We start from the raw sequence: 26,255 nt of genomic DNA on the forward strand, positions 1-26,255 counted from the left end.
ATTCCGATGCGATCATTCAATAACAAAAGCAGTGCCGAGAGAATCATATATGGACTAATAGCTTACGTACTAAACAACCCAACGGATATGCCAAATACAGAATTTACACAAAACCCTTGACAGTATGGAGTTGCCCCCCCCCCACAACTCCCATTGACCCCTCCCCAACAATTCCGTAAATTCCGCAAAACGATTTAGACGGAGTTGCGAGATGTCATACCTGAAAAATGCCGACCCGGAAATATACGACGCCATCACCAAAGAAACCGACCGTCAGTCCACCAAACTCGAACTGATAGCATCGGAAAACTTCGTGTCCGAAGCGGTGCTCGAAGCAATGGGCGGCGTCATGACAAACAAATACGCCGAAGGATACCCGGGCAAACGCTACTATGGCGGCTGCGAGTATGTCGATATCGCCGAAGGCCTTGCGCGCGATAGGCTAAAGCAACTGTTTAATTGCGAGCATGCCAATGTCCAACCCCACTCCGGCTCGCAGGCCAATATGGCGGCCTATTTCACCATGCTCAAACCGGGCGACAAAGTGATGGGGCTCGATCTCAACTGCGGCGGGCACCTGACCCACGGCCACCCGATCAATTTCTCAGGTTTCCTGTTCGATTTCAGCGGCTACGTGGTAGACAAAGTGACCGAGCAGGTCGATTACGATGAACTGTTGAAACAAGCCAAAGAAGTTCGTCCGAAACTGATCGTGGCCGGCGCCTCGGCCTATCCACGCACCATTGACTTTGGAAGAATCCGCACCATCTGCGATGAGGTAGAGGCTTCGATGATGGTCGACATTGCGCACATCGCCGGACTTGTCGCGGCCGGATTGCATCCCTCGCCGGTGCCATACGCCGACTTTGTGACCTCGACCACGCACAAGACGTTGCGCGGCCCGCGCGGTGGGATTGTCATGTGCAAAGAGCAATACGCCGCCGACCTCGACCGCATGGTCATGCCGGGTATTCAAGGTGGACCGTTGATGCACGTTATCGCAGCCAAAGCGGTCGCATTCAAGGAAGCGCTGACCGATGATTTCAAAACGTATCAGAAGCGAATTGTCGACAATGCTCAGGCGATGGCCGCCGCCCTTATGGACAAAGGACACAGACTGGTATCCAACGGCACCGACACGCATTTGATGCTCATGTCGTTCATTGACGTCCCCAAAGTCACCGGCAAGAAAGTCGAGAAAGCGCTCGATAAAGCAGGCATCACGGCCAACAAAAACACAGTGCCGTTTGACCCGGAGAAACCGTTTGTGACTTCGGGCCTTCGCTTGGGCACACCGGCCGTGACGACGCGGGGGATGGGTACCGATGCCATGCGCACGATTGCCGACTTCATCGACCGAGCTATTACCAACCGTCGCAAAGATGAAATGCTGGCGGCAATAGCTGACGAAGTCGCCGCGTTGTGTAAGGATTTTCCGCTCTACCCGGAGCGGCACCCATAAATGGTTCTACGCGCTTCGCGCCTTGGGTAACCACCAGGCAGCGCCGTGAGCGGTATGAGCGCAGTGCGAGAAACAGGCTTGTCTCTTATAGCCACAGCCAGACCGTGTGCCATCCACGGCTTGACCCTGTGTCATTCCCGCGCAGGCGGGAATCCATCTTCTAACGAATCGGGAGTGTAATAGTTGTTCGCCGTCTCCAAGGTCAGCCCCAACTTGGGCGACAGAATGTCCTTGTGGGCACGTTCCTGGCCGTACCTTGGATACCTGCTGTTCGTAACAGCCTACAGCCTGCTGTACCTGGCCGACGGTTTCAACGGCACCGATGAGGGATACCTCCAGTCGCTGGCCATGCGCATCCTCGGTGGTGAGTTGCCCTACACAGACTTCTACTTTCTCCGCCCGCCCCTTTCGTTGTACATGCAGGCCGGGCTGATCCGGGTGTTCGGCGATCAATACACCATACTTGCCGCGCGGTGGTTCTGGACCGGTGAGATGGCTCTATTAGTCATTATGCTCAGCAGCGTGTACCGAAGGCACGTCACGTCCATCGAACTATTTATCATGCTGGTCGCAAGCTGGATCGTGTCGACTTTATTGATCGCTTTCCCCTGGTACAGTTATGACGCTGTGTTCTTCGCCGTGGTTGCGTTGGTGATGATCCATAGACACTGGTTCGTCGCTGCCGGTCTTGCGATCATGCTGGCCGGAATGTGCAAACAGAACTATCTGATGACCTTGCCTGCCCTTATCTTCGTTTCAGTACTCATCCGATGGTGGAAGAAACCATGCGCAATGACCATGCGGCAAACGGGTGCGGTGGTTATTGGTTTTGTTGTCGCCGCGGTTGGCTATCTTTGGTATTGTCATGCTCTCGGGAGCGGGGTATATGCGTTTTTTCTAAACGTATTCGCGCTGCCCAGACTTACCAGCGAGATCGGAACAACCTTTGCGATTTTTCAGGACAATCCGACCGGCCTGCTCATCTCGTTGCCCACAATCGCTATGGTTGTGCTGTTGGTGTTCTTCGGCGGCCGCCACCGAAACGTAGGCTACGCTGCTTTGCTTTGCGGGTTGGTCGCGGTCGGCCTATCGTTTTGGGACCACCGTTGGTTCATATATCAATTGGTATTCCTCAACTACACGCTGCTGTTTGCCATGATCGTCCGATGCCTCATCGGTTCACGGACGGCCGACCAACCGTTGACGCACCGATTGATGCCGGTCGCTGTGATGGCGTTGTTGATTCAATACCTGGCCGGTTTCAACTACTCCGGCCTGGTGTTCAGCTACATGGGTGCCGCCCCAGGCTTGATGATTGGATACCTGATGATCCGTGAGACGTGCAGGTCGGAGCATCGTCGCATGATGTGTACGGCGTTGTTGCTTGTGATGATCGGCATCGGTGTGTTCCACAAGTATGACTTTGTGGCCCGCGACGCCGGACGGAGCCAATTGGACACCGAGTTTGCTACGCCGAAACTGGCTGGTGTCTATTCTACCGAGCGAAACGTGAACCAGGTCGATGGTCTGGTTGCTGCGGTCGAGAAGTATACAGAGCCCGGCGATGACATTCTTGTCTTTCCCGACTTCCCTCTGCTTTATTATTTGACGGGACGAAAGAACCCGACTCGGGTTGGATGGTACGCTCTGCGTGAGTTCAATCTTGAGATGCTCGACGAGTCGATAGCCGCCCTGCAAAGTCATCCGCCAAAACTGATCATGCTGCAGGAGTATCCCGAAGGCGACCATCGGCGGGTCGGCAGACCGATTGACTATGTTGCGATCAATCGTTTTCGACCGTTCGTCTTGTGGCTTTTTGCCAATTACAAAAAGTTGGAAACTGTCGGCGATGTGGCTATATTCGTTCCAGTAAGTCCGGGCGCAGATCAAGAAGGAGACTGAAAGATGCTTTTCAATTTGACTATGTTTCCGACCAGTGGTCGTAAGGCTTCGATCTCGGCCGATGTAGCCCGCGTGATCGACCTGGTCGACAAATCCGGACTGCCGTACAAACTGTCACCGATGTCGACCGCTATCGAGGGTGATTGGGATTCGGTCATGACCCTGATCAACAAAGCGCGCCGCATGCTGCGCCGAAGTCACGACCGGATTTACATCCAGATTACTATCGATGACCGCAAGGGCGCCAAGAGCCGTCTCACCGGCAAAGTAGCATCGATTGAGAAACGGCTGAAACGTGTGGTTAGAAAGTGAGTGGGAGCTCTTGTAGGTCGAAACCCCTGGCCCGAAGGGACGCCGCTGGCGGGTTTCGACGGCGCGCGCTAAGCGAAAGACAGAGCTTGTCTCTGTGTCATTCCCGCGGAGGCGGGAATCCATCTTTCTCATGTCACCCTGAGCGCAGTCGAAGGGTGAATGAAGGAAACACCTGAATATGAGCACCGATATTAGAGCCGTACTCGTCACCATCCCGCGTGACAAGGCGCAGGAGTTGGCGTGCCTGATTGTCGAGAACCGCCTGGCTGCTTGTGTGAATATCGTGCCTCGGATCGAGTCTTTCTATTGGTGGGAGGGGAAGGTGCAATCCGACGACGAAGCGCTTCTGATCATCAAAACGACCAATGCTGGCTTCGATGCACTCCAACAATTCGTCCTCGACCACCATCCTTACGATCTCCCGGAGATTGTCGCCCTTCCCATCGACGCCGGGTTGGATGCCTATTTGAAGTGGGTGGTTGGGGAAGTTAGAAAGTGATTTATCACCCATGAAATGCCCGCACTGTGGACATGAGGAAGATAAAGTCGTTGATAGCCGACCCTCAAACGAAAACCGTGCTATCAGACGAAGGCGTGAATGTCTCGGCTGCAATGAACGATTCACTACTTATGAGTACGTCGAGCAGTCCACTCTCACCGTTATCAAGTCGGACAACAGGCGCGAACCGTTCGACCGTACCAAACTGCTCCAGGGACTCAAACTGGCCTGCAACAAACGTCCGGTGTCGGCCAAACAGATCGAGAACCTGGCCGATCAAGTCGAGGGGGAGATCAATAGTCGCTCCAAAAGTGAGATTCTCAGTCAGGACATCGGTGAGATCGTGATGGATCGCTTGCGCGATGTCGACGAGATCGCCTACGTGCGGTTCGCATCGGTCTACCGCAAGTTCAAAGACAAGGAAGAGTTCCTCGAAGAGATGAAAAAGTTGCTGGAGTGACACGGTCTGCCGGCAGAGCGTTTGTACTAACCGTCGTCGTTCAATGTCGACAACGGTATGGTAACACCGATGCTGTAGCTCAGATACCGCGCCGTCCGTCCGGTGCGCACTACCCCGACACCCTCCCGGTACTCGTCGACATGGTCGAGACTGAGGACGTGGTCGTAAGTGAAGTCGAAACTAAGTCCCCACTTGGTGACAAAGAACAAGTCGACCCCGGCCATTCCCCGCCAGCCGAGTTTCCATTGCGATTCGGTCTCATCCGACAACGGCTCCTCAACATCCGGGATGGTCAGCACGGTCTCGGTCTGAAATCCGTAGACACCCGGTCCGAGCGCAACGCGGGGACGGAAGAAGCCGCGCCGGGTGTCCGCGCCTATCTGCAAACCGCCATGCAACGACACTGCGTATTCACTCACGCGCTGGTCGGCGCCGGCGAAATAGGGGTCGTCGATAATCTCGACATAGGTTTCATCGGATGAAAAGTGGGAAAAGTTGCCGTCGACCCAGCCGGCCGCAAAGCCTAAGCCCGGCACTCGGAATGTCAGACGGAAGTTTCCGGTGAAACCAGGGTCGGCGAACTGGGCGTAATTTCCCTGCGGGAAAATCCCTCCGATCGATAGGTTCAACTCGCCGATGCCTCCGGCCGAAACCGGACCGCCGACACAGAGAACCAGGCCGATTAGAAATAGTATTGGTAGTGTTTTCATAGTGCCAAAGATTATCCCAAGCGGTCGATGTTGTCAAGCGATTATGTCCTCAACATTCCGTTTGACTTTTGGACCGGCTTTGCCGAATCTTACCAGCTATGATAGATGGACCTGACTCAGCGGAACAAGCCGACGAGCATCTGGACTCCGGTTCCAGCATGCCGTTTTTGACGCATCTTGAGGAGTTGCGATGGCGGCTGCTGAAGTCGATTCTTTCGATTGTAGTTTTGGCAGCCGCTGCTTTCTACTTTCGCAATGTTCTCTTCGATTTTCTGATCCTGCCACTTGGCGACACCGAGCTTCACTTTACCGAAGTCACCGGTTCGTTCTATGCCTACATGAAGGTTGCGCTGATTACCGGATTGCTGGCGGCGCTACCGTTTGTGTTCTACCAGTTTTGGTCATTCATTGCGCCCGGTCTTTACCAGACCGAGAAGGCTGCTGTGCTGCCGTTGGTGCTGGTCTCGACCATTCTGTTCTTGATCGGCGCCACTTTCTGCTACCTGACCGTTTTGCCGACGGCTTTGTGGTTTCTGATCCACTTCTCAGAAGTGTTGGTTCCGGTGATCACCGTGAATAGCTACATCAGTTTTTCCGGAATGCTCTTGGTGGCTTTCGGCTGCGGTTTTGAGTTGCCGGTTGTTTCGTATTTTCTCGGACGACTGGGTATTATCAACGCCAGATTGATGTCGAAGGTGCGGCGGTACGCTTTTGTGGCCATCCTGATTGTGGGGGCCATAATAACGCCGCCGGACGTTCTCACGCAGGTGCTCCTGGCCGGACCGGTTTATCTGCTGTACGAGATTTCGATCATAATAGTCCGAATGACCGAACGAAAACGTGAGAAGGATCAGGCTACCGAAGAGGACGAAACGCCATCTGAGTAAGGCTACCAGGCTTTACCTCGGTATCACGGCGCGTGGGCAGGGTGTTCAGTCGGGGAAGTTCATGGTTCAACTCCGCTCACCATGAGGTGATAAATCACTTCTTGCGCTTCGCGCCCTGTGACCCTGTCAAGCATTACCTGGAGTAGCACGCGCGCAGCGCGAAAAACAGGCTTGCCTGTCACCCTGAGCGGAGTCGAAGGGTGGATATATTTTGCTATCTACTGTCCCAAACAAGGTTTGAGACGGCCACCCGCCGCACCATCTGTTTGGCACAAAAGAGACGTCTGGCCGGTTGACATCCATGCCGGGGTCAGCTAAATTGTCTAAGCTGAAAGATTTCGGCGGGCGTAATTCAGTGGTAGAATGTCAGCTTCCCAAGCTGGACGTCGTGGGTTCGAACCCCATCGCCCGCTCTTTTTTTGTGGTTGAGATTTGATATGAAGGTCCGTGAAATTGACCCCACCTCGCCGCTGTTTGGGCATGTTCGTCCCGGCTACAGGCTGGTCTCGCTCAACGGTGTCAAAGTCGTCGATTCGTTGGATTTTCAGTTTCGAAGCGCCGATGAACAGGTACACCTGAAGTTTGCCGACGCCGCTGATCAGGTTCTCGAATTTGAGGTCGACGGACTGAACGACGATCTGGGACTGATGTGGGAAGAGGGCGACATAGGGCGTTGCAAGTGTCAATGTATCTTTTGTTTCGTTCATCAGCAGCCGAAAGGGATGCGTCGAACGCTCTATATCAAGGATGAAGATTACCGGCTGTCATTTACTCACGGCAACTTCATCACTTTGTCAAATGTGTCCGACAGGGAGATCGAACGGATAATCGATCAGCGACTATCACCTCTCTACGTGTCGGTCCACACCACCGACGACCGCTTGCGCCGCGAGATGCTGGGAAACCAAAAACTTGTTCCTATCAACGACCAATTGAAGCGCCTGACCGACGGCGGCATAGAACTCCACACCCAGGTGGTGTTATGTCCCGGCATCAACGACGGTGAGCATCTCGACAAGACCGTCCACGAGTTGGCTTCGCTACATCCAAAGTTGACTTCGCTGGCCGTGGTGCCGGTTGGGTTGACGCGATACCGCCAACGCCTGCCGCAACTTCGCACATATACAACCGTTGAGTCCGGCCAACTAATCGGCACCGTGCACCGGTGGCAAAGACAGTTTTTGAAATCGCTGGGCACCCGCTTTGTCTGGCCGGCCGATGAATTCTATGTAAGCGCCGGATGTAGTTTTCCCACCCATGCATCTTATGAAGCGATGCCGCAGTTTGAGAACGGGGTCGGCATGGTCCGCGAGTTTGTCACCAGGTTCAATAGGCGACGTCGCCGACTCAGACAGTTGACCAGTCACAAGCGAGTCTTGTTCGTCACCGGCCGCTCAGCCTGGCCGGTGCTGAAGCATGAAATCTGGCCGTTTCTCACCGATGAGGTTGGCCTGGCGGCCACACTGCATCCGGTAACCAATCGCTTCTGGGGCGACACGGTGACCGTTTCCGGTCTGCTGGTTGGCCGGGACTTAGAAGCCGAACTCATCAAGATGGCGCCCCAGTACGACTGCATCGTTCTTCCGCCCAATTGCTTGAACGGCGACCGGCTATTTCTCGATGACCTGTCCTTCAAAGAACTCCAGAGTGCTCTCGGGTGTCCGGTGATTGTCGGTAAGTATGACTTCGTCGAAACCATCATGGAGGTGTTTTCATGAAGCTCCCGACGGTAGCCATTGTCGGTCGCCCCAATGTCGGCAAATCGTCTTTGTTCAATCGTTTCCTGCGTCGCCCGATTGCCGTTGTTGCGGAGCAGCCGGGGGTGACGCGCGATCGCAATTACGCCGTGTGCGATTGGAGTGGGCGCAGCTTCTATTTGATCGATACCGGCGGCATAGTGGCCGGTGCCGACGAGCTGATGGAAAAGCTGATAAGCGACCAAGCGGAATTTGCAATTGCCCAGGCCGATGTCGTGTTGTTCGTGGTTGACACTCAAGTGGGTCCGGACCAAATGGAGGTGGCAATTGCGCGACGTATGAACAAAGCTGGGAAAAAGACCCTGTTAGTGGCCAACAAGGCCGATACCGATCAGTTGGAATTGCAGCGGTTTGAGTTCTACAAACTGGGTCTGGGTGATCCCATGGCCGTATCGGCCACGGGCGGACGTGGAGCGGGGGACCTGTTGGACAAGGTTGTGGAACTCCTGCCGCCACTCGATGCCGATAAGGTCGAGTCGCCGGTTATCCGAGTGGCGCTGGTCGGTAGACCCAACGTCGGCAAGTCCTCATACATTAACAAGCTCGTTGGCAAAGATCGACTGATCGTGACACCTACGGCGGGGACGACCCGTGACGCCGTGGATACGCCCTTTCATCAAAACGGACGTGACTACATGCTCATCGACACGGCCGGACTTCGAAAGTCATACAAAGTGCACGAGAACATCGAGTTCTACTCCAATCTCAGAACCAACCGGGCTATCGCCGAGTGCGATGTTGCCATCGTGTTGGTGGATGCAACCAGTTCGGTGACGGCACAGGACAAACGTATCCTGGAGCAAGTGCTCGAAAACCGGCGTCCCGCTGTGCTGGCTGTAAACAAGTGGGACTTGATCGAGAAAGACAGTCACACGGCCGATGAGTTTACTCGTCAGATCAAAGACCTGTTGGCGCGGTTTTCCTACGTGCCGGTGATTTATACCTCGGCCCTCTCTGGACTGCGCGTGCCCAAAGTGCTGTCGCTGGTCAGCGCAGCATACGATGAAACCAAGAAACGAATCCCGACCGCCGAGTTGAACGAATTCCTACAACGGGTGATCAACCGCAAGCATCCGCCATCCCGGCAAGGGAAATACATCAAGTTCAATTACGTCACTCAAAGTGAGGTCGCACCGCCGACTTTCATATTCTTCGTCAATCATCCCAAACTGATCGACAAGTCCTACCTCGGTTATCTGAGCAATCAGATACGTCACGAGTACGGTTTCGAGGGAGTGCCTTTTCGGATGAAGTTTCGACGCAAGTAGTTCCGAATCCGGTTTTTCGGTTTCCTTTCATCCCCCAAACCCGTTACGACATAAACTGATCTGCCGGCCTGCCGATACAAATCAGTATGAACGTGGTTGCCGGACAACGAAGTGCGATTAACGACCTTGAAGCACGACTTGAGGCCAAACGCGCCCAACTGCGCGACATGGCCACTATGGGGGCGGTGATCACGTCGATCCAGGAGATCAATGCCGTTTTGTCGGTAGTCATGGACATGGCTATCAGGCTGGTCGACGGCGAGGTGGGGCTCATTATGCTCGAAACCGATGGGGTGTTGAAAGTCGAGATATCCTGGGGTGTCAACGAGGAATTCGCCAAGTCACTGATGTACCTCGACGGCATGGATTTGCCCAGCTACTGCTTCAAAGTACGTGAAACCATAACATTGAATGAACTCGACCTAAAAGCCGAAGACGGGTTTGTGGTTCAGTCACTCGTATGTGCTCCTATTCAGACGTCGGAAAAATGTCACGGCGTGATGGTGATCGTGAACAAGTCGGACGCCTCGCTTTATGGCGATGAGGACAGAGAGATTCTTCAGATGCTCCTGAACTTTGTCGCCGTGGCCATCGACAATTCCAACTTGATAAGAGCCAGGCTGGACCAACAGAAGGTCGATCAGGAAATGGCCATCGCGCGACAAATCCAGGAAACCATCCTGCCCCAGGACATAGACAGTATCGACGGTGTCGACATAGGGGTAGCATACTATCCTGCGCATGAGGTGGGCGGAGATTTCTATGATCTGATCCGGGTCGACGATTCCCGGTTCGTGGTCGTGCTCGGCGACGTTTCCAACAAGGGTGTCCCTGCGGCGCTGGTAATGTCGGCTGCAGCCGGTATTATCAAGTCGATAATCAAATCCGATACCGAAATATCGGTGTCAAAGCTGGCCGAATCGCTCAATGATATCCTGGCCAATGAGATCATTAAGGATCGAGAGATGTTCGTCACTCTGTTTTTTTGCAAGTTTGATCTGGAGGCTCGTCGCTTGACCTACAGCAACGCCGGTCACATGCCGGGGCTGTTCTGGGATTCTGGCGAAAACTCTATATGTGAACTTGCCGAAGGTGGGCCTATAGTCGGGCAGTTTCCCGGCATCCCGTTCAAACAGGGTGAACGAAAACTCCATCCGGGCGACCGGCTGTTCCTGTTTACAGATGGGCTGACCGAGGCAACCGACGCCGATGACAACCTGTTCGGACGAGAGCGAGCCGAGCAGGTATTCTCCGCGGAGACCGGTCTGGAGCCGAAAGAATTCTGTGTTCGGGTCAAAGAGTGGATCGACCGATTCAGCGAAGGAGCGGGCGAAGAAACCCACGATGATTTTACCATCATGCAGGTGAAGGTCTCATGATGAGTGTTCACCTGGAACTCGAATATCCCTCCGAAATCGCTTCAGAGGCAAAACTTGTACAGCGCCTCAGGGAGCTGTTTGCGGCCAACCATGTGAGCAGTGATGAGCAAAGGGCTTTCACCCTGGCCGTTTCCGAGGCTTTCACCAATGCCCTGATCCACGGCAACCAGTTTGACCCCGACAAGACAATAAAGATATGCCTCGACATTAACGAGTCTTCGCTCCGTGCCGATATAATTGACCAGGGCCGGAACGGGCTCAGGGATGTTAACCAGCCCCGGCAGACAGATCCTCTGGCCGATGGAGGCCGGGGTATCGGGTTGATGGAACGATATGTAAGCGAAGTTCAATTCGAACAAACCGGGGATGGGGGACTCAAGGTGTCGATAACGTTAGAACGTAAACAACTTACGAATATTGAATGAGAACTTTTTATAAACCACGGAGGACACCATGGAAATCAGTGTGAAGGAATCCAACGGTGTTGCAATTCTCAATCTTCAGGGAAGACTGGATTTGTCCAGCGGTTCCTCGCTCAAGGAGCAGGTCAAACTGCTGTTCAACGACGACAAGTCAAACGTTCATCTCAATCTGGCCGACGTGGAGTTCATCAACAGCTCCGGGTTGGGTTCGCTGGTCTCAATCATGAAAGAGACCAGATTGCGCAAAGGGCGACTGACCCTTTCCAACCTGGCCAGCTATGTACAGGAGATATTCGATATCACGCAACTGTCGCATATATTTGAGATTTACGCCACTCAGGAGGAAGCCTTGAATTCCTACCAGTCGATCAATGTCGGCTGATTTGTCGGGACAAGGAAAAAGGGGTTTGTATGAATACTGCTGTTGATCAGATAGCCGAACTGCTGGCGCGTTTGCAGTCGCCGGACTTCTACGAGAGAGAAGAGGCGGTTCGGAACCTGGGCTCATACGGCGAGGATGAGGCGGTGGCCGGCCTGGTGATGGCTCTGGAAGATCCGGACATGGGCATCAGGGAACTGGCTGCCAACCTGCTCAGTCAGATGAAGGGCAATACAGCCTCTCAGCTACTGATCAGTTTCCTCGGCCACGCCGACATCGGCACCCGCAATCTGGCCGCCGAGATTCTGGTGAAGATCGGCGAAGAAGCCGTGGGGCCGCTGCTGGACGATATCGATAATGATGACTACGACATACGCAAATTCATCGTCGATGTGCTTGGGCTCATCAAAGACCGGCGGTCGGTAGAGCAAATCTGTCGCAAACTGTATGATGAAAACTCCAATGTGGCCTGCTCGGCCGCCGAAGCGCTCGGTGAAATAGGTTCCAAAGAAGCTGTGCCGGCGCTGATCGGGTCCTTTGAAAACGTCGAAGATGCCCGTCTTCAGGCCGCCGAAGCACTCGGAAAGATCGGTGATCCATCATCTTTGGACAAACTCTATGGCTTTGCAAAAACTGATGATCCGATGATACAGTATGTCGTTCTGGAGGCAATCGGGAATATTGGCAGAACCGAATCGATATCGCATTTGATGCCGCATCTCGATGACGAAGACAGCACCATAGCCGAAACCGCCTTGATGGCCATCATCAATATCAGCCTGAAAAACGATGGAAAGATAGAGTGCGACCTGCCTTTGGACAAATTCACTCATTTCCTGTTCGACGGTTTGAAGAACCACAACCGAAAAATCACCGAATTCACCTTGAGCACGCTGAAGCACTGGTACGGGGAAGAAGTCTTGTCGCCACTGCTGGATACTTTGGATTCGGTCGAGGAAGAAGATCGTTGTCGGATTTCGGACATTCTGGTCGAGGTCGGACCTTCGTCTGTTAGCTCGATGCTGGACCTGTTCGCCGACTCTTCGCTCGTTGCCAAACTGACCATGCTGGATGTGATCAAGCAGTTCATTGATCCCAACACTGCCCAACGCTTGATTACGTTTGCCGAAGACCCTGAGCCGGACGTCAGACAGAAGATTGCTCACTTGCTGGGGATATCCGGATTCACCGGCGCTATTGAGCCCTTGAAAGTGTTAGCCGGCGATAAGATCGGACATGTTCGTTCAACGGCTTACGCGGCTTTGGGCTGGCTGGCCACGGAGAATGAAATCGACTTTCTGTTCGAAGGGTTGCAAGACTCTTATGCCGACGTTCGGCAGGCCGTGCTGGGCGCGCTTATCGTAATCGGCGCACCGCGAGTTGTCGAACGGTTCACCAGCGACCTTTATCATGATGATGTCGAACGACAGCGGTTGGCCGTGACTGCTCTCGGAATGATCGGTGACGCCGACGTGGTTGGACCGCTGCTGGGTGCCGTCAATCATCCCGATGCCTCAGTCAGAAAACTGGCGATAGCATCGTTGGGCAGAATTCAATCGGTAACCGATGTGCAACCGTTGGTACTGGCATTGTCCGACGAGAGTGCGGCAGTTCGCAAGGCGGCGGTCTCGGCACTCCTGGAAGTAAAGGGCCAGGAAGCTGTCCACGACATCCGAGCTTTGTTGGAGGACGTTGATGTTTGGGTGCGCTACCATACGATAAATGCGATTGGTGAATTGGGTGTCGCCAGTTATGCAGACCATATATTGCCATACCTGGAAGATGACCAGGACATCATACGAATCGCCGCCGTCAAGGCCCTGGCCCTGATGGGCAGCCTGGAGGCCGTTCCCAAATTGCGCGAGCTCGGGTCGGACAAAAACGAAGATATCGTGCGAGCTGTCCAGTCGGCGGTGTCGGAACTGGAGGGAAGTGTCTGATGGATAATCCGTCAATATTGGTGGTCGATGACGAACTGCTGATTAGAGACCTGTTGTATGACTTCTTTCACGATCAAGGTTGGGACATAACCGTGGCGGAAAGCGGCCAGAAAGCTCTCGACATCATGCAGGAAAGACAATTCGATGTTCTCCTGACCGATTTGCGCATGCCGGCGATGGATGGAATGACCCTGACCAGCCAGGTGCAACAGGACTATCCGGATGTTCCGGTGGTAATCATGACCGGATACCCGTCGGTCGATTCGGCCGTGGCGGCCTTGCGCACCAGGGTAGCCGACTACATAACCAAACCGTTCAACGTTAACGACCTCTTCAAGCGGGTGCTATCCCACCTGCCCAAAGAGGGTGAAGGAGCAGACTGATTATGACGCTTCAAGACCAACAGCGCGTTTTGATAACCGATGATGAAGCGGCCATCAGGGATGATCTGAGTGAGTATCTCACTAATCTGGGATATGTCGTCGATGCAGTTTCCGACGCAGCTACCACCGTGTCTTCGGTTACAGATGCCGAATACAACGTTCTGCTGTTGGATCACATGCTGCCGGACAATACGGGCCTGGACATCCTGCCCGACCTGCTTGCAACTTGTCCCAAGTTGAGCGTCATTGTGATGACGGGTTATCCCACCGTGGACATGATTATCTCAGCCGTGCGACGGGGGGCGTGCGATGTTGTGGTCAAACCTTTCGAACTCAAAGAGCTGTCGCAGGCGGTTGAGCGGGCCTTGGCTCGCAATCATCGACTGATTGAGGGGATTGTCGACGGCGGGGATGCTATGACCGACGACCATGCAGCCGGTCCCAGTGCGGACGTATACAACCGGCCGAAAGCCAGGTCGACGGCCAATAGCTAAAAAGGGCGCTTGAATTCTCAAAAGGGTGGAATATGCTAACATCGTCCACGGCTGAACCGGAAATGACCGCTGAAGAATTCGTGATGATAAGAGATTTCATCCACGAAAAAAGCGGCATTTTCTTCGCTGAAAATAAAACATACCTGTTGAAAAACAGACTCATCAAGAGAATGAGTGATCTGGAAATCAAATCGTATCGCGACTACTTCTATCATGTCAAGTACGACACATCGCTCGTTGAGTTCAAGGAACTCATGAACCTGATAACGACCAACGAAACCAGTTTCTTCCGCAACGAACCCCAGTTGCTTTCCTTTTCCGACGAAGTGCTGCCCCTGATGGTTAAGACCAAGAAAGAGGGCGGGGGACCGAAAAGTATCAAAATATGGTCAGCCGGGTGTTCGACCGGAGAGGAGCCCTACACGCTGGCCATGATGATTATGGAAAAGCTGGGTAACCTGAGCGGGTGGAAAGTAGAGGTGATTGCCAACGACATCTCCGAACAAGTCCTTTCGCAGGCTCGCAAAGGAGAATACTCGGGCATTACCTTGCGAAATGTAAAGCCGACCGTCCTCAATCGGTTCTTTGACAAAGTCGGAGACAGCTTTCGAGTGAAACCGGAGGTCAAGGCTTTGGTCAAGTTTTCGCACATCAACTTAAACGAGCCGCGCCAGATGTCGATGCACTCCGGGTTCGACACGATTTTCTGTCGTAACGTGATGATCTACTTCTCAGATGAAGTCAAGCGTCAGATTGTGCGAGGTTACTACAACAGCCTCCAGCCCGGCGGCTACTTCTATATCGGACACTCGGAAACGCTTCACGGTATTTCCAAGGCCTTCAAATTGGTCTATTTCAAGAACGCCTTGGTCTATCAAAAGGAAGCTGTAGCGGCTGCATCCGGCTCCAAACCAGGCAGCATGTCGGCCTCGGCAACGGCCGGACCATTGGCCGGGAAACCCAACGCAGCAGGCGGTGCGCGGCGCGCCATGGATCTATTGAGCAAAATAAAACCGATGACGGTGAATAGATAACGGCAAATGCCTCTACACGGGACAAGTACCTATGGCACTCAAAATATTGGTAGTAGATGACTCACCGACCGTGGTGAAATTCGTGTCTTTCTCCCTTAAGAAAAGCGGATACGAGGTTGTCACCGCCTGCGACGGGATGGATGCAATTGAGAAGATATCGAATCTGACCGAGCAGATCAGTCTGGTAATCACCGATCTCAACATGCCCAACCTGGACGGATATGGCTTGATCGAGGCCCTGCGTCAGAACCCCGAGCATGTCGGTACTCCGATAATCATACTCTCTTCGGAGGATGGCGAAGAAGATCGCAAGAAAGGTATCGAGGTAGGTGCCAGTTCATATCTGGTAAAGCCGTTCAAGGCCTCAGTCTTGATCGACGAAGTCTCACGATATTTGAATCAAGAAGAAAAAGTAAGTTGAGCAATAAGGAGGTTGCGTGGCAGATCTTAAAATTCTAGCGGTCGATGACAGCCCTACGATGCGGCGAATCATCATCAATACGCTCAAACGCGCCGGGTTCGAAGATGTTGTCGAAGCCAGTGACGGCCGGGATGCTCTGGCCAAGATGAAGGTTGAGAAGATCAACTTCATTATTACCGATTGGAACATGCCGGAGATGGATGGACTCTCGTTCGTAACTACTTTGCGCGGTATGGCCGAGTATAAAAGCCTGCCGATTCTCATGGTGACCACCCGTTCAGTCAAGGACGATATCATGGAAGCCTTGAAGGCCGGAGTCAACAACTACATCGTGAAGCCGTTCACCCCGGAGACTCTAAAGGACAAAATCGAACAGGTTCTGGCCGGTTAACGGCCTGTTTGAATAGGAGAATACGATGTCGAATAACCAACCGCTACCAATGAAAATCCAGCAGGAGATAGAGGAACTGGCTTCTTCCATCAACGAGATAGTAGTCAAGTTCAAAGAGTTGCACCACCCCCTTCTCGAGTCCAGCGAGAAAGTTCCCAAGGCCACGGAACAACTCGACAAGATCAGCGAGCAAACTGAAGCAGCCACGCATCAGATGCTGGATCGGGTCGAAAAGATCGTGCAACACGTTGAAGATTCAAAATCCAGTCTGACGGAGATCAAAAGGTGTGTCACCGAAGATCGCGTAGGCGAAATCGAAGGGTTGGCCGATGCCTTGATAGACAAAGCAAATGTCACCTGCAACGACGCCTATACCATAATGGATGCCCTTCAGTTTCAGGACATAACCGCCCAACAGATGAACCACGCTGCCGCTCTGTTGGAAGACATAGAAGCTAAACTCCAAAACATAATGGGTGCACTCAAAGGCAATCAGGATTCTCAATCCGAAACTGACTCAGACAAGAAGTCTCGCGTCTATGATCCGCACGCTGACCTCTTTGAGAAGAAGACTGATCAGTCGGCAATTGATGACATGTTTGCGCGAAAAACCTGATTCATCCTGAGAGTTTCAACATGACTACCGACACCGACTTCGAACTGGATGAAATGCAGGAGATCATAGATGATTTCCTCATCGAAGCTGATGAGTTGATCGGCTCGCTCGACAACAACTTTGTCAAGCTCGAATCCTCGCCCAAGGATCTGGATCTGCTCAACGAGATATTTCGTGCCGTGCACACTATTAAGGGTACCTCTAGTTTCCTGGGCTTTGACCAGGTCACGACTTTGTCGCATAAAATGGAGGACATTCTTAACAAACTGCGCAAGGCCGAAATGACCGTATGTCCGGAAATCATGGATATCCTGCTTGAAGGTCTGGACCTGCTGAAAGTGCTTTTGGACAATGTCCGGAACAAGGTTACCGACGAGATCGATCTTGCCGACATTCTAAATCGGTTGCAGGTCAAGATCGATGGAGCAGCCGAAGTCCCGCCGGAGACTCCTGAAGAATCAGAACCGGTGTCAACGGTTGGCAACCCACCTGCGCCGGCCGAGACAAAACCGATGCCCTCGGCGGCCGTTGCCGAAAAGGCAAAAACCAAAGCGTTAGCGCCAACTCAACGTAGTGGCGCTGACCAGACAATTCGGGTCGACGTAGATCGACTTGACAGCCTGATGAACATGACCGGTGAATTGGTGCTCAGCCGCAACGGTCTCATGCAGACAGTTGGCAAGCTGGGAACCGAGCACGATGGTGAGTATCAGCTGGAGGACCTAAACCGTGCGGCCAAAGCGGTGAATTTCATCACGACAGAACTTCAGATGGCCGTGATGAAAATGCGCATGCAGCCGGTCGGCAAGGTGTTCAGTCGCTTCCCACGCCAGGTCCGTGATCTTGCCCGCGAATCAGGCAAACAGATTGAGTTGGTCATCTCCGGTGAACACACCGAGCTGGACAAATCGGTGATCGAGGAGATCGGAGATCCCTTGATGCACATTATTCGCAACTCCTGTGACCACGGATTGGAATCGGTGGAGGAAAGGCGCCAGAAAGGCAAGGCCGAAAAAGGCACCGTGAACCTCTCCGCAGCGCAGGAAGGCTCCAGTATTATCATCAAAGTATCCGATGACGGCCGTGGCTTCGACGTTGCTGCCATTCGCACCAAAGCGGTCGAACGAGGATTGGCTAGCCGGGATGAGATCGACCGCATGAGCGACCGCGAAGCCTTTGCCTTCATCTTTGAAGCCGGCTTCTCAACCGCCCAGAAGATCACCGACGTTTCCGGTCGTGGTGTCGGTATGGACGTCGTTCGAACGAACATACAAAAGCTGAATGGCATTGTCGAGCTCGATTCCGCTAAGGACGTCGGCAGCACCATCAGCATCAAACTGCCTTTGACCTTGGCCATCATCCAGGGCCTCCTGGTCGAGAGTGACAACGACATTTTCATATTGCCGCTGTCTTCAGTTCACGAGACCGTCAAAACCGAGGGATCGGAAATACATTATGTAAATCAGCACCCTGTGTTTAGACTGCGTGATGAGATAATCCCGCTGATAAACCTATCACACATTATCAACAACGACAGCAAAGGCTTCGAGATGACAGAGAAGCCATACATAGTAGTGGTAGGGCTGGCCGAGAAAAAGCTCGGAATGATGATTGATCGGTTCCTGGGGCAGGAGGAAGTGGTCATCAAGTCCATGGGTCAGTACCTGGGTTCCACTACCGGTGTCGCAGGTGCGACAATTCTGGGCGATGGCCGTATTCGACTCATCGTTGACCTGATAGGTTTGTTCAAACTGGCGCGCAAACTTGGCGGCTGACGAAAGGGTGTCTGTGGTCGTATCACAAAAGCAAATCAAAGTACTTGTGGTTGACGATTCCGCTTTCATGCGGAAGGCTTTATCGATGATGCTGGAGTCCGATCCCGGCATCAAAGTCATCGGTACTGCGCGCGACGGGGAAGAGGGTATCGAAAAAGTTCGCAATCTCAAGCCCGACCTGGTCACGATAGATATCGAGATGCCGCGTATGGACGGACTGGCGGCTTTGCGTGAAATCATGAACACCTGCCCACTGCCGGTAATGATGATTTCATCACTGACCACCGACGGCGCCAGCGCTACTCTTGACGCTCTGGAAATGGGTGCGGTCGACTTCATCCCCAAGCAGTTATCGTTTGTCAGTCTTGACATCGTCAAGATCAAAGATGAACTCCTGGCCAAAATCAAAGACATCGCCCGCCGCAAAAACGTGCTCATGGCCTGCGCTCGACGAGCCAACTTCGCCCGGCTTACCGACACTCGCACAAAGCCGTCATCGACACGACCATCTCGTCGGGTGGTCAGCCCTACTGTTCCGATCAAATCACTAAGAAAACGAAATCACCTCATCGGACTGGTAGCGGTCGGATCATCAACCGGTGGACCGCCGGCCTTGCAGAATATCATCCCGCGACTCCCGCGCAATCTGCCGGTCGGCATCGTGATTGCACAGCACATGCCGGCGACATTTACGACATCGTTGGCCGAACGACTGGATAAACTGTCCAAGCTGTCGGTAAAGGAAGCAGAGGACGGCGACAAAATAGAACCGGGTACCGTGCTGGTTGCTCCCGGCGGAAGACAGATGACGATAAAACGCAGTACGCGGGGAGCCAATGTCCACGTCGGCGACCAGCCGACCAGCGCTCTGTACAAACCGTGTGTAGATGTAATGATGAATTCGGTCGTTAACGCCTACGGCAGTTCGACCATGGGCGTGATCCTCACCGGGATGGGCAGCAATGGTGTGGCCGGACTGAAAAACGTCAAGTCCAAGGGGGGGGTAGTACTCGCACAAAACGAAGAGACCTGTGTAGTCTACGGTATGCCACGGGCCGCTGTCGAAGCCGGTGTTACCGACCATATCGTTCCGATCGAAATCGTTGCCGACGAAATCATGACATACTTCTGAGTCGGTAATCCCTCGCCGGTATTCAATAACTCTATGTAGGGCGGGCCCGTCTTCGCCTGTGCGCCGCGGCGTGAACCGGCCGAAAGTGTTGTGCGTTTGTGGTGTCGTGGCGACCCGGCCCGACACCCGGCCACAGACCCACTGGCTGTCACGCGAGTCGCATGACAGCACCTGAAACCGAAGTTCATGGTTCGACTCCGCTCACCATGAGGTTGTCGAAACCTCGTGCCTCGACTACGCTCGGCATGAAAGATTCTTGTGCCCGGCAAATGTCCACATCTGCCGTTGTCTTATGCCTCCAACTACGCTCGGCATGACAGGTTCCAGCAACGACGGCATATCCGCGAATTCCCCCGACCGGCCCCGAAACCGGATTCGGGCTAACATGTTTTAGTTGATTGCAATTGCCGTCTGGGCGTTTTTATCACCGAATTGCGTATTGTCACTGGAATGACGTCATGGATGACAAGGAAAGAACAGCCGTACTGACAACCGAAGATACCGAGGATGTGTCTCGTTTCACCGAGTCGTATGCTTCGTTCAACCGCATCGTGAACTCCCTGCAGCGAAAATACATTGAGTTGCAAAAGGAGTTCACCAATCAGAACGAGGAACTGGCCAAGGCCAATCGGCAGCTAATCAAGCTGAGCCGTGTTCAGGCAGATATCACCAGTTTTCTCAACAGCATTCTGGATTCACTGTCAGCCGGTGTTATTGCCGTTGATCAGTCCGGGCGAGTCACACACTTCAATCCAGTGGCTGCGAGAATTATGGAAATCCCACATGACGTGCCATTGGGGAAACTGTACCGGGACTGTATCAATCCGGGTCATCCCTCTGAGGCCAACGCACTGCGGGCAGCCGAGACCGGCCGCGAAGTGTCGGCCCAGGAAAAAGAGATCGTAGTCTCCTCGGGCGCCACCCGGCAGTTGTCGGTTTCCACAACGATCTTGAGGGACCAGGATGGGCAGGCCAGCGGGGCTGTGGAACTGTTTCAGGATGTCACCAAAACGCGCAAGATGGAATCGGAACTGGCCAGATTGAACACTATGGCGGCGTTGGGTGAAATGGCCGCGACTGTAGCGCACGAGGTCCGCAATCCGCTCTCGGCTATCGCCGGTTTTGCCGGATTGTTGAGTCGTGAGTTTGACGAAAACGATCCACGGAAGGCCACGGCCGGAAAAATCACACAAGGGGTCGAGCGGCTGAACCAGACGGTCGAGACACTCTTGAATTATAGTCGCTTTCAGGAGATTAGTCGACACGAGGTTGTGCATCACGATTTTGTATTGTCGACGATTGAACAATACCGACGTGAAAACCAGAATCGCCTGCCTAATCTGCAGGTTCGCGTGGAAGAATTTGAACCTACAGAAGCGGCCCATACCATCACCAATCTGGACACCGTGCTCTACCGGCAGGTTCTCATAAATATACTCGACAATGCCGTCCAAGCCCTCAATGGCTCGGGCGAGGGCGAGATTAGGGTTCGGTCCCGCTTGTGGACGTCTGAAGAGGCGGCCCGGGTGTCCAGCCAGCATGTAGTGCTTGATGTCGATGAGACAATTTTGGAAACAATCATCTCAGATAACGGTCCCGGGATTGATCCGGAGCATGTTGACAAGGTGCTTGCTCCGTTTTTCTCCACTCGTCCCGACGGGAACGGGCTCGGGCTGGCGATGGCCTGGAAGATAATGAAAACGCACGCGGGTGATATCCTGGTTCAATCGAGTTCTGTGGGGGGGGCGGCTTTCCACCTGTTGCTACCCACCAGAATCAATCACCACAAGAGGGAGCAATCCAAATGAAACACTCAGTGTTGGTTGTCGATGACGACAACCTGGTGAATGAACTTGTCTATGAAACGCTCAATCGGGCAGGGTATGATTGCCGCACAGCTCATTCGGCTGAAGAAGCGATGGCCGAGTTGAACGACCGCGAGGCCGACATCATTCTGTCGGATCTAAAAATGCCCGGTATGGATGGTATCGAACTGTTGAAATACGTCAAAAAGTCTTCCCCGGATGTAGTTGTTATCATGATCACAGCCTTTGGGACTATCGAGACAGCGGTTCGGGCCATCAAGTTGGGCGCCGATGATTTTCTTATCAAGCCGGTCGTCCCGGAAACAATCGAGCATATCACGGCGCGCGCTTCCGAGATGCTGGACCTGCGACGCGAGAACGCTATCATGAAGCGCGACCTGACCCACAAATTCCAGAACCTGGTGGGTAAGTCGACCTTGATGAAGGAAATCTTCGATATGGTCGAGTCGGTCGCTGATGCTCGTTCGACTGTGATGATCACCGGCGAGTCCGGGACCGGCAAAGAACTGGTGGCGCGTGCGCTTCACTATACGTCGAACCGAAGCAGTGGTCCTTTCATCAAACTCAACTGCGCGGCACTGCCTGAGAACCTGGTCGAGGCTGAACTATTCGGCTACGAAAAAGGCGCTTTTACCGACGCCAAAAAGACCAACCGGGGTCGCTTTGAATTGGCCGATGGCGGCACGCTGCTACTCGATGAAATCTCAGAGATGCCGTTGAATCTGCAATCCAAGCTGCTCAGAGTAATCCAGGAGCGTGAATTCGAGCGCGTCGGGTCCAGCTCGACAATAGCTGTAGATGTCCGTCTGATTGCTACTTCCAACCGCAATCTAAAGGAATACATTAATAATGGTCGATTCCGCGAAGACCTCTTCTATCGCCTCAATGTAATCCCTATCGCCATCAGCCCATTGGATGAACGCAAGGAAGACATACCGCTCTTGGTCGAGCATTTTATCGACAAGTACAACCGTGAGAATTCTCGCCAGATAATGGGCGTCGATTCGACTGCTCTGAAACTTCTCATGAAGTACCATTGGCCCGGCAATGTGCGTGAACTTGAAAACTTGATCGAGCGGGCGGTTGTAACCACTCGTGGCGACACGCTCACCGAGGATGATTTCCCGGCCGATTTGGCGCTGGGTCCGATTGCCGACGACCTGCCGTCTTTGCGGGTGCCGATGAAACTCGAAGAGGGCAGCAAGTATCTGATACTCAAGACGCTTGAGAAGTTCAACGGCAACAAAACCAAGGCAGCGGAAGCCCTGGGCATTACGACCCGTACCATACGCAACAAATTGGCCGAGTACCGCACCGAAGAAATGGTGTAAGCAAGCTTACTTTTTTCGCGCTTCGCGCGCTTCCCCTGTCACCCCGAGCGGAGTCGAGGGACGTCGGGTGGCCGCCTCAAACCTTGTTTGGGGCGGGATATCTGTTGCGCAAGAACCACCCCCAAAGCGACTTTGAGGGTGCCACCCGGACCGTACAAATGGCTTTGTTTCCCGGAAAAAGTACTTTTCCGGCGGCTTGGGTTGGAGAGTCAGCAGGTTTATTGGCTTTGTGGGGGTAGGCTGCAATTTGTTTTTCATTCGTGGGCATAGCATGGTCCTTTACCTACGGACCTGCCGTCAGTATTTGGGGGGAAGTTGTGGGGTTTTTGTGAAGTGGGGCTTTGTTCTTGGTAGAGGCAACTGGGGGGCTGGCCTGCAGTAATTGGCGCTAAGTCCGACGGATTACAGACCGGCCTCCTTTGCAAGTCGCAACATCTCATCCAGCATCTCTGCGAATCGAGGACACTTAGTCCGGACCGTTTCAGGATCGAGAACTCCAAACAACTCCACACCATGGGTTGTCTTTTTGTATGTGCGACGCGTTTTTTCACGATACAGTCGTTGAAGCAAAACACAGGGAGGTTCGTCGAAGTTCACGGTTTCAGGTGCTGCAACTCTAGCCGGTAAGCGCTTGCTGACCTCGCTGGGAAATATCTGTGGTTGGGCAAGAAGCCAGGCTTCGACCTCATGCACGGCAAAAAACTGGTGGAATTTCAAATGTCCGACTCTTTCCTCTATATGCTGTTTCCCCCAATCGTATCTTTCCTCCGATGAAGTTTTGTGACTTGGGTAGATAGTCGGTCCGTAGAGATCAAGAATGGCAATAACGGCTATTATATCTGGTTCCTTGAGTCGCAATTTAGCTTTCTTTTCTGCTTCTGAGTATAGATCGTTCCACCCTGTGAACTTTACAGGTTTGATACCTACAGGTTTTGAGAGTCTCGGGTCCAACCAACGCTTCAGGAGTTTTGGCAAGCCCAATTTCTCTGTTTTACCCTCGCAAAACAGAAGGAACTTCACGCCTCTTCCTCCAACTCACCAGATTGAAAGTAAGAACCTAGCGAGTATTCCTTTAGCCATTCTGCTAACTTGTCATCGTCAAAATTCCGTAAGCGTGTCTCGCCATTGTCCCACCTAACCACGGTTGTAACTGGCTGGGTAGTGCCAAAGGCGTCTAAGAACTGTGGGGAGTGCGTCGTCAATATGATTTGCGCGCGTTGTGACGCTTCGACGGCATATTCAGCCACGATGGGTAGCATAGATGGATGTAGCCCAGTCTCAGGTTCATCAATAGCTATCACAGGAGCTGGTGAAGGCGAAGCTAACACGGTAAGAAGGAAGAGGAATCTCAGCGTACCGTCCGAGAGATCAGAGGCCGATTGCGCACGCTTGAGGCTTTTCCACCGCACACGCAGCTCGATTCGCTGATCCGAAGCGGGTGAAAACACAAGTTCTTCAAAATCGTCCCCAAAAGCCGCATTCATGGCTGAGTTTATGTCTTTCTTAAAGTCCCTGTCATCGGTGTAAAGCGTGTGGAGTACCGATATCAGGTTCTGCCCATCAGGTTCTACTCGCTTTTCGGGCCTTGACACCGATGGTTGGCGAATCATCGCATCTCGATTAACGTGAATGTCGTGGTAGACACACCACGAAGCCAACTCCTCCTGAAACCTCGGAATCAGTTCGTTTACCGAAAATGGACCAGCGGCAAATGAGAGTAACGTCTCTTGTTCTGGTACTTGATCTTCCGGGGCACTGAGCTTTTTCTCCTCAGGGTCGAAGACATGCGCGCGAAACTGATGCCGCTCCAAAAACTTAAAAGGCTGGTCTCTCTGGCCCAATTCTACCTCATAGAAGTTACCGAGAAGCTCATGATCGATGCGATACGCGCTACTTTGGCCAATTCTGCCCAATATCAACTCATAGGTCAGTGATTTCCTTTCAGAGTCGCCGTACTTGTCCAAGGACGAGCCCTTTACTCTCACACAGATTTGGTCGTCAATACCGTCCCAGACCAGCGGCTCCATGCCACCGGATCTTTGAACATGTTTTCCCAATCGACCCTGAGCAGACACCGCCATAAGCTCAAGCAGCCTCAAAAGATTTGACTTGCCGGTGGCGTTCGGTCCAATCAGTACGTTTAGATTGCCCGGCTCCCATCTGATGTCGCGAAGCGATCTGAATCCCTTTACATCAAGTCCAATTATCTTCATGTCTATCTCCAGTCAGCGCGTCTTCAATTCAAATACTCCAAGGCAATACCCTCCGAACCCAAGAGGTCGTAGGGTCTGTCTTTGTAACGCCACTACTATAGCTTATGGCAAAGATTCACAATCTCCCCATAATAGCAAGCAAAAACCCCGCAGTACACCCGTACACCGTTGTATGTGCGTCATCGGCTCGCCTCTCCCAACCCGCAGCTTTTCCCTTCAAATCCGCACAATCCTGCCGATATACTCAAGAAGAGGCTGAATCCGGTTGGCGGGTTCACGCCGCGGCACGCAGGCGAAGACGGAACCGCCCTACAAGAATTGTCGAAACCTCGCTTCGCGACCCCTTCGGGGCAGGGGTTTCGACCTACATTTCCCTTCAAAACAGCCGAATCCTGCCGATATACTCAAGAGGAAGCTGATTTGGGCAATAGCAGTTTTTGGCCAATGCCCAGCCGCTGAAATAGGTCGCTATACGTAAGAGGACGACGTTAGCAGATGGATATAGCAACTCTGATGGGATTGGTTCTGGCCGTCGGTGCAATCGGCGGCGCATACTTGCTCGAAGGCGGCAATCCGGACGCAGTGTTTCTCACCGCGCCGATCCTAATCGTGCTCGGCGGCACCATCGGTGCAACCACGATTACAACCTCAATACGTACCGTACTCCAGGTGCCGACTTTTCTCAGGTTGGCCTTTTTCGGCAGTTCGCATCCGTCCAATTTTACTATCGAGAGAATCGTCAAGCTGGCCGAGAAAGCTCGCCGCGACGGTATCTTAGGGTTGGAGCGAATGTTGTCGGAAATCAGCAACCCGTTTTTTCGCAAGGCGGTCCAACTGGTGGTCGATGGTACCGAAGTGACCGTACTTAGAGAGATTCTTGAAACTGAGATTGCGTATATTGAAGATCGTCACCGTAAAGGGATCGCCTTTTTCAAGAAGGCCGGTGGTTTCTCGCCAACTATGGGTATCCTCGGCACCGTGCTGGGATTGATTCAAGCACTCAGCGACACCTCCGATGCGTCGCGCATGGCCGGCTCGATTGCCGTCGCTTTTATCGCCACGTTGTGGGGAGTCGGTCTGGCCAACTTGTTTTTTCTGCCCATTTCCGACAAGTTACAGATGCGTCACGAAGAAGAACTGGCCCATCTGGAACTGATCCTGGAGGGTGTAATCGCGCTTCAGTCCGGTGACACGCCGCGCAATGTCCGCACTCGTCTGATCGGTTTCGTGGCTCCGCGCCATCGTTATCAAGAGGTGTAAGA

At 53.2% G+C, this 26,255-nt stretch carries 26 protein-coding genes and 1 tRNA gene; 24 read left to right on the top strand and 3 right to left on the bottom strand.

Annotated elements, in window-relative coordinates:
- The first annotated feature begins 211 nt into the window (after positions 1-211).
- From OEV49_16090 to nrdR, 5 genes are all read left to right on the top strand, one after another.
- Positions 212-1,462 (top strand): serine hydroxymethyltransferase, encoded by a 1,251-nt coding sequence (locus OEV49_16090; GenBank protein MDH3892587.1) that lies wholly within the window; start codon positions 212-214, stop codon positions 1,460-1,462.
- A gap of 225 nt (positions 1,463-1,687) precedes the next feature.
- On the top strand, positions 1,688-3,364 hold the full coding sequence (locus OEV49_16095; GenBank protein MDH3892588.1) for a hypothetical protein: 1,677 nt from the start codon (positions 1,688-1,690) through the stop codon (positions 3,362-3,364).
- Between the two features lie 3 nt (positions 3,365-3,367).
- Entirely contained in the window at positions 3,368-3,676 is a 309-nt protein-coding gene (locus OEV49_16100; protein MDH3892589.1) for an MTH1187 family thiamine-binding protein, read from the top strand.
- A gap of 178 nt (positions 3,677-3,854) precedes the next feature.
- Positions 3,855-4,175 (top strand): divalent-cation tolerance protein CutA, encoded by a 321-nt coding sequence (locus OEV49_16105; GenBank protein MDH3892590.1) that lies wholly within the window; start codon positions 3,855-3,857, stop codon positions 4,173-4,175.
- Positions 4,176-4,185: 10 nt separating this feature from the next.
- A complete protein-coding gene (gene nrdR, locus OEV49_16110) occupies positions 4,186-4,635 on the top strand; it encodes a transcriptional regulator NrdR (protein ID MDH3892591.1) in 450 nt (149 codons plus the stop codon).
- A gap of 26 nt (positions 4,636-4,661) precedes the next feature.
- Here nrdR and OEV49_16115 read toward each other — a convergent pair whose 3' ends face one another.
- Positions 4,662-5,345, bottom strand: coding sequence for a hypothetical protein (locus tag OEV49_16115; GenBank protein ID MDH3892592.1), 684 nt, complete (start codon positions 5,343-5,345; stop codon positions 4,662-4,664).
- Positions 5,346-5,443: 98 nt separating this feature from the next.
- On the opposite strand from OEV49_16115, the gene tatC reads away from it, so the two are divergent.
- From tatC to OEV49_16205, 18 genes are all read left to right on the top strand, one after another.
- Positions 5,444-6,232, top strand: coding sequence for a twin-arginine translocase subunit TatC (tatC, locus tag OEV49_16120; protein ID MDH3892593.1), 789 nt, complete (start codon positions 5,444-5,446; stop codon positions 6,230-6,232).
- A gap of 341 nt (positions 6,233-6,573) precedes the next feature.
- Positions 6,574-6,645 (top strand) — tRNA-Gly (locus tag OEV49_16125).
- Between the two features lie 24 nt (positions 6,646-6,669).
- Positions 6,670-7,950 (top strand): DUF512 domain-containing protein, encoded by a 1,281-nt coding sequence (locus OEV49_16130; protein MDH3892594.1) that lies wholly within the window; start codon positions 6,670-6,672, stop codon positions 7,948-7,950.
- Positions 7,947-9,257, top strand: coding sequence for a ribosome biogenesis GTPase Der (der, locus tag OEV49_16135; protein ID MDH3892595.1), 1,311 nt, complete (start codon positions 7,947-7,949; stop codon positions 9,255-9,257). The genes OEV49_16130 and der overlap by 4 nt, the downstream gene beginning before the upstream one ends.
- Positions 9,258-9,343: 86 nt before the next feature.
- A complete protein-coding gene (locus OEV49_16140) occupies positions 9,344-10,636 on the top strand; it encodes a SpoIIE family protein phosphatase (protein MDH3892596.1) in 1,293 nt (430 codons plus the stop codon).
- Positions 10,633-11,061, top strand: a complete 429-nt coding sequence (locus OEV49_16145; protein MDH3892597.1) for an ATP-binding protein — start codon at positions 10,633-10,635, stop codon at positions 11,059-11,061. Before OEV49_16140 ends, OEV49_16145 begins: the two co-directional genes overlap by 4 nt.
- 28 nt (positions 11,062-11,089) lie before the next feature.
- Entirely contained in the window at positions 11,090-11,440 is a 351-nt protein-coding gene (locus OEV49_16150) for an STAS domain-containing protein (GenBank protein MDH3892598.1), read from the top strand.
- 29 nt (positions 11,441-11,469) lie between these two features.
- Entirely contained in the window at positions 11,470-13,377 is a 1,908-nt protein-coding gene (locus tag OEV49_16155) for a HEAT repeat domain-containing protein (protein MDH3892599.1), read from the top strand.
- Positions 13,377-13,760 (top strand): response regulator, encoded by a 384-nt coding sequence (locus OEV49_16160; GenBank protein MDH3892600.1) that lies wholly within the window; start codon positions 13,377-13,379, stop codon positions 13,758-13,760. Before OEV49_16155 ends, OEV49_16160 begins: the two co-directional genes overlap by 1 nt.
- A 2-nt stretch (positions 13,761-13,762) precedes the next feature.
- Positions 13,763-14,254, top strand: a complete 492-nt coding sequence (locus OEV49_16165; GenBank protein ID MDH3892601.1) for a response regulator — start codon at positions 13,763-13,765, stop codon at positions 14,252-14,254.
- Positions 14,255-14,286: 32 nt separating this feature from the next.
- Positions 14,287-15,288 carry a protein-glutamate O-methyltransferase CheR gene (locus OEV49_16170; GenBank protein ID MDH3892602.1) on the top strand — a complete coding sequence of 334 codons (1,002 nt, stop codon included), beginning with the start codon at positions 14,287-14,289 and terminating at the stop codon, positions 15,286-15,288.
- Positions 15,289-15,319: 31 nt separating this feature from the next.
- Positions 15,320-15,709 carry a response regulator gene (locus OEV49_16175; protein MDH3892603.1) on the top strand — a complete coding sequence of 130 codons (390 nt, stop codon included), beginning with the start codon at positions 15,320-15,322 and terminating at the stop codon, positions 15,707-15,709.
- Positions 15,710-15,725: 16 nt separating this feature from the next.
- Positions 15,726-16,100, top strand: coding sequence for a response regulator (locus tag OEV49_16180; protein ID MDH3892604.1), 375 nt, complete (start codon positions 15,726-15,728; stop codon positions 16,098-16,100).
- Positions 16,101-16,125: 25 nt separating this feature from the next.
- A complete protein-coding gene (locus OEV49_16185; GenBank protein MDH3892605.1) occupies positions 16,126-16,716 on the top strand; it encodes a protein phosphatase CheZ in 591 nt (196 codons plus the stop codon).
- A 20-nt stretch (positions 16,717-16,736) separates the two neighbouring features.
- Positions 16,737-18,491 carry a chemotaxis protein CheA gene (locus OEV49_16190; protein ID MDH3892606.1) on the top strand — a complete coding sequence of 585 codons (1,755 nt, stop codon included), beginning with the start codon at positions 16,737-16,739 and terminating at the stop codon, positions 18,489-18,491.
- Positions 18,492-18,525: 34 nt separating this feature from the next.
- Positions 18,526-19,623, top strand: a complete 1,098-nt coding sequence (locus OEV49_16195) for a chemotaxis response regulator protein-glutamate methylesterase (GenBank protein ID MDH3892607.1) — start codon at positions 18,526-18,528, stop codon at positions 19,621-19,623.
- Positions 19,624-20,081: 458 nt separating this feature from the next.
- Complete coding sequence (locus OEV49_16200) at positions 20,082-21,431, top strand: ATP-binding protein (protein MDH3892608.1); 1,350 nt, start codon at positions 20,082-20,084, stop codon at positions 21,429-21,431.
- Positions 21,428-22,780: a sigma-54 dependent transcriptional regulator gene (locus OEV49_16205; protein MDH3892609.1), complete on the top strand. Its 1,353-nt coding sequence runs from the start codon at positions 21,428-21,430 to the stop codon at positions 22,778-22,780. Before OEV49_16200 ends, OEV49_16205 begins: the two co-directional genes overlap by 4 nt.
- A gap of 402 nt (positions 22,781-23,182) precedes the next feature.
- Here OEV49_16205 and OEV49_16210 read toward each other — a convergent pair whose 3' ends face one another.
- Both OEV49_16210 and OEV49_16215 read right to left on the bottom strand, forming a co-directional pair.
- Positions 23,183-23,800: a DUF4276 family protein gene (locus OEV49_16210; GenBank protein ID MDH3892610.1), complete on the bottom strand. Its 618-nt coding sequence runs from the start codon at positions 23,798-23,800 to the stop codon at positions 23,183-23,185.
- Entirely contained in the window at positions 23,797-24,993 is a 1,197-nt protein-coding gene (locus OEV49_16215; protein ID MDH3892611.1) for an AAA family ATPase, read from the bottom strand. Before OEV49_16215 ends, OEV49_16210 begins: the two co-directional genes overlap by 4 nt.
- A gap of 495 nt (positions 24,994-25,488) precedes the next feature.
- On the opposite strand from OEV49_16215, the gene OEV49_16220 reads away from it, so the two are divergent.
- Positions 25,489-26,253, top strand: coding sequence for a MotA/TolQ/ExbB proton channel family protein (locus tag OEV49_16220; protein MDH3892612.1), 765 nt, complete (start codon positions 25,489-25,491; stop codon positions 26,251-26,253).
- Positions 26,254-26,255 lie beyond the last annotated feature (2 nt).

It is taken from the genome of Candidatus Zixiibacteriota bacterium (assembly GCA_029860345.1).
Taxonomy (GTDB): Bacteria; Zixibacteria; MSB-5A5; order GN15; family FEB-12; genus JAJRTA01.

Excerpts from the sequence above, each read along its gene's own strand:
- OEV49_16090 (MDH3892587.1), top strand. The coding sequence starts at position 212 with ATGTCATACCTGAAAAATGCCGACCCGGAAATATACGACGCCATCACC.
- OEV49_16095 (MDH3892588.1), top strand. The coding sequence starts at position 1,688 with ATGTCCTTGTGGGCACGTTCCTGGCCGTACCTTGGATACCTGCTGTTC.
- OEV49_16100 (MDH3892589.1), top strand. The coding sequence starts at position 3,368 with ATGCTTTTCAATTTGACTATGTTTCCGACCAGTGGTCGTAAGGCTTCG.
- OEV49_16105 (MDH3892590.1), top strand. The coding sequence starts at position 3,855 with ATGAGCACCGATATTAGAGCCGTACTCGTCACCATCCCGCGTGACAAG.
- nrdR (MDH3892591.1), top strand. The coding sequence starts at position 4,186 with ATGAAATGCCCGCACTGTGGACATGAGGAAGATAAAGTCGTTGATAGC.
- OEV49_16115 (MDH3892592.1), bottom strand. The coding sequence starts at position 5,345 with ATGAAAACACTACCAATACTATTTCTAATCGGCCTGGTTCTCTGTGTC.
- tatC (MDH3892593.1), top strand. The coding sequence starts at position 5,444 with ATGATAGATGGACCTGACTCAGCGGAACAAGCCGACGAGCATCTGGAC.
- OEV49_16130 (MDH3892594.1), top strand. The coding sequence starts at position 6,670 with ATGAAGGTCCGTGAAATTGACCCCACCTCGCCGCTGTTTGGGCATGTT.
- der (MDH3892595.1), top strand. The coding sequence starts at position 7,947 with ATGAAGCTCCCGACGGTAGCCATTGTCGGTCGCCCCAATGTCGGCAAA.
- OEV49_16140 (MDH3892596.1), top strand. The coding sequence starts at position 9,344 with ATGAACGTGGTTGCCGGACAACGAAGTGCGATTAACGACCTTGAAGCA.
- OEV49_16145 (MDH3892597.1), top strand. The coding sequence starts at position 10,633 with ATGATGAGTGTTCACCTGGAACTCGAATATCCCTCCGAAATCGCTTCA.
- OEV49_16150 (MDH3892598.1), top strand. The coding sequence starts at position 11,090 with ATGGAAATCAGTGTGAAGGAATCCAACGGTGTTGCAATTCTCAATCTT.
- OEV49_16155 (MDH3892599.1), top strand. The coding sequence starts at position 11,470 with ATGAATACTGCTGTTGATCAGATAGCCGAACTGCTGGCGCGTTTGCAG.
- OEV49_16160 (MDH3892600.1), top strand. The coding sequence starts at position 13,377 with ATGGATAATCCGTCAATATTGGTGGTCGATGACGAACTGCTGATTAGA.
- OEV49_16165 (MDH3892601.1), top strand. The coding sequence starts at position 13,763 with ATGACGCTTCAAGACCAACAGCGCGTTTTGATAACCGATGATGAAGCG.
- OEV49_16170 (MDH3892602.1), top strand. The coding sequence starts at position 14,287 with ATGCTAACATCGTCCACGGCTGAACCGGAAATGACCGCTGAAGAATTC.
- OEV49_16175 (MDH3892603.1), top strand. The coding sequence starts at position 15,320 with ATGGCACTCAAAATATTGGTAGTAGATGACTCACCGACCGTGGTGAAA.
- OEV49_16185 (MDH3892605.1), top strand. The coding sequence starts at position 16,126 with ATGTCGAATAACCAACCGCTACCAATGAAAATCCAGCAGGAGATAGAG.
- OEV49_16190 (MDH3892606.1), top strand. The coding sequence starts at position 16,737 with ATGACTACCGACACCGACTTCGAACTGGATGAAATGCAGGAGATCATA.
- OEV49_16200 (MDH3892608.1), top strand. The coding sequence starts at position 20,082 with ATGGATGACAAGGAAAGAACAGCCGTACTGACAACCGAAGATACCGAG.
- OEV49_16205 (MDH3892609.1), top strand. The coding sequence starts at position 21,428 with ATGAAACACTCAGTGTTGGTTGTCGATGACGACAACCTGGTGAATGAA.
- OEV49_16215 (MDH3892611.1), bottom strand. The coding sequence starts at position 24,993 with ATGAAGATAATTGGACTTGATGTAAAGGGATTCAGATCGCTTCGCGAC.
- OEV49_16220 (MDH3892612.1), top strand. The coding sequence starts at position 25,489 with ATGGATATAGCAACTCTGATGGGATTGGTTCTGGCCGTCGGTGCAATC.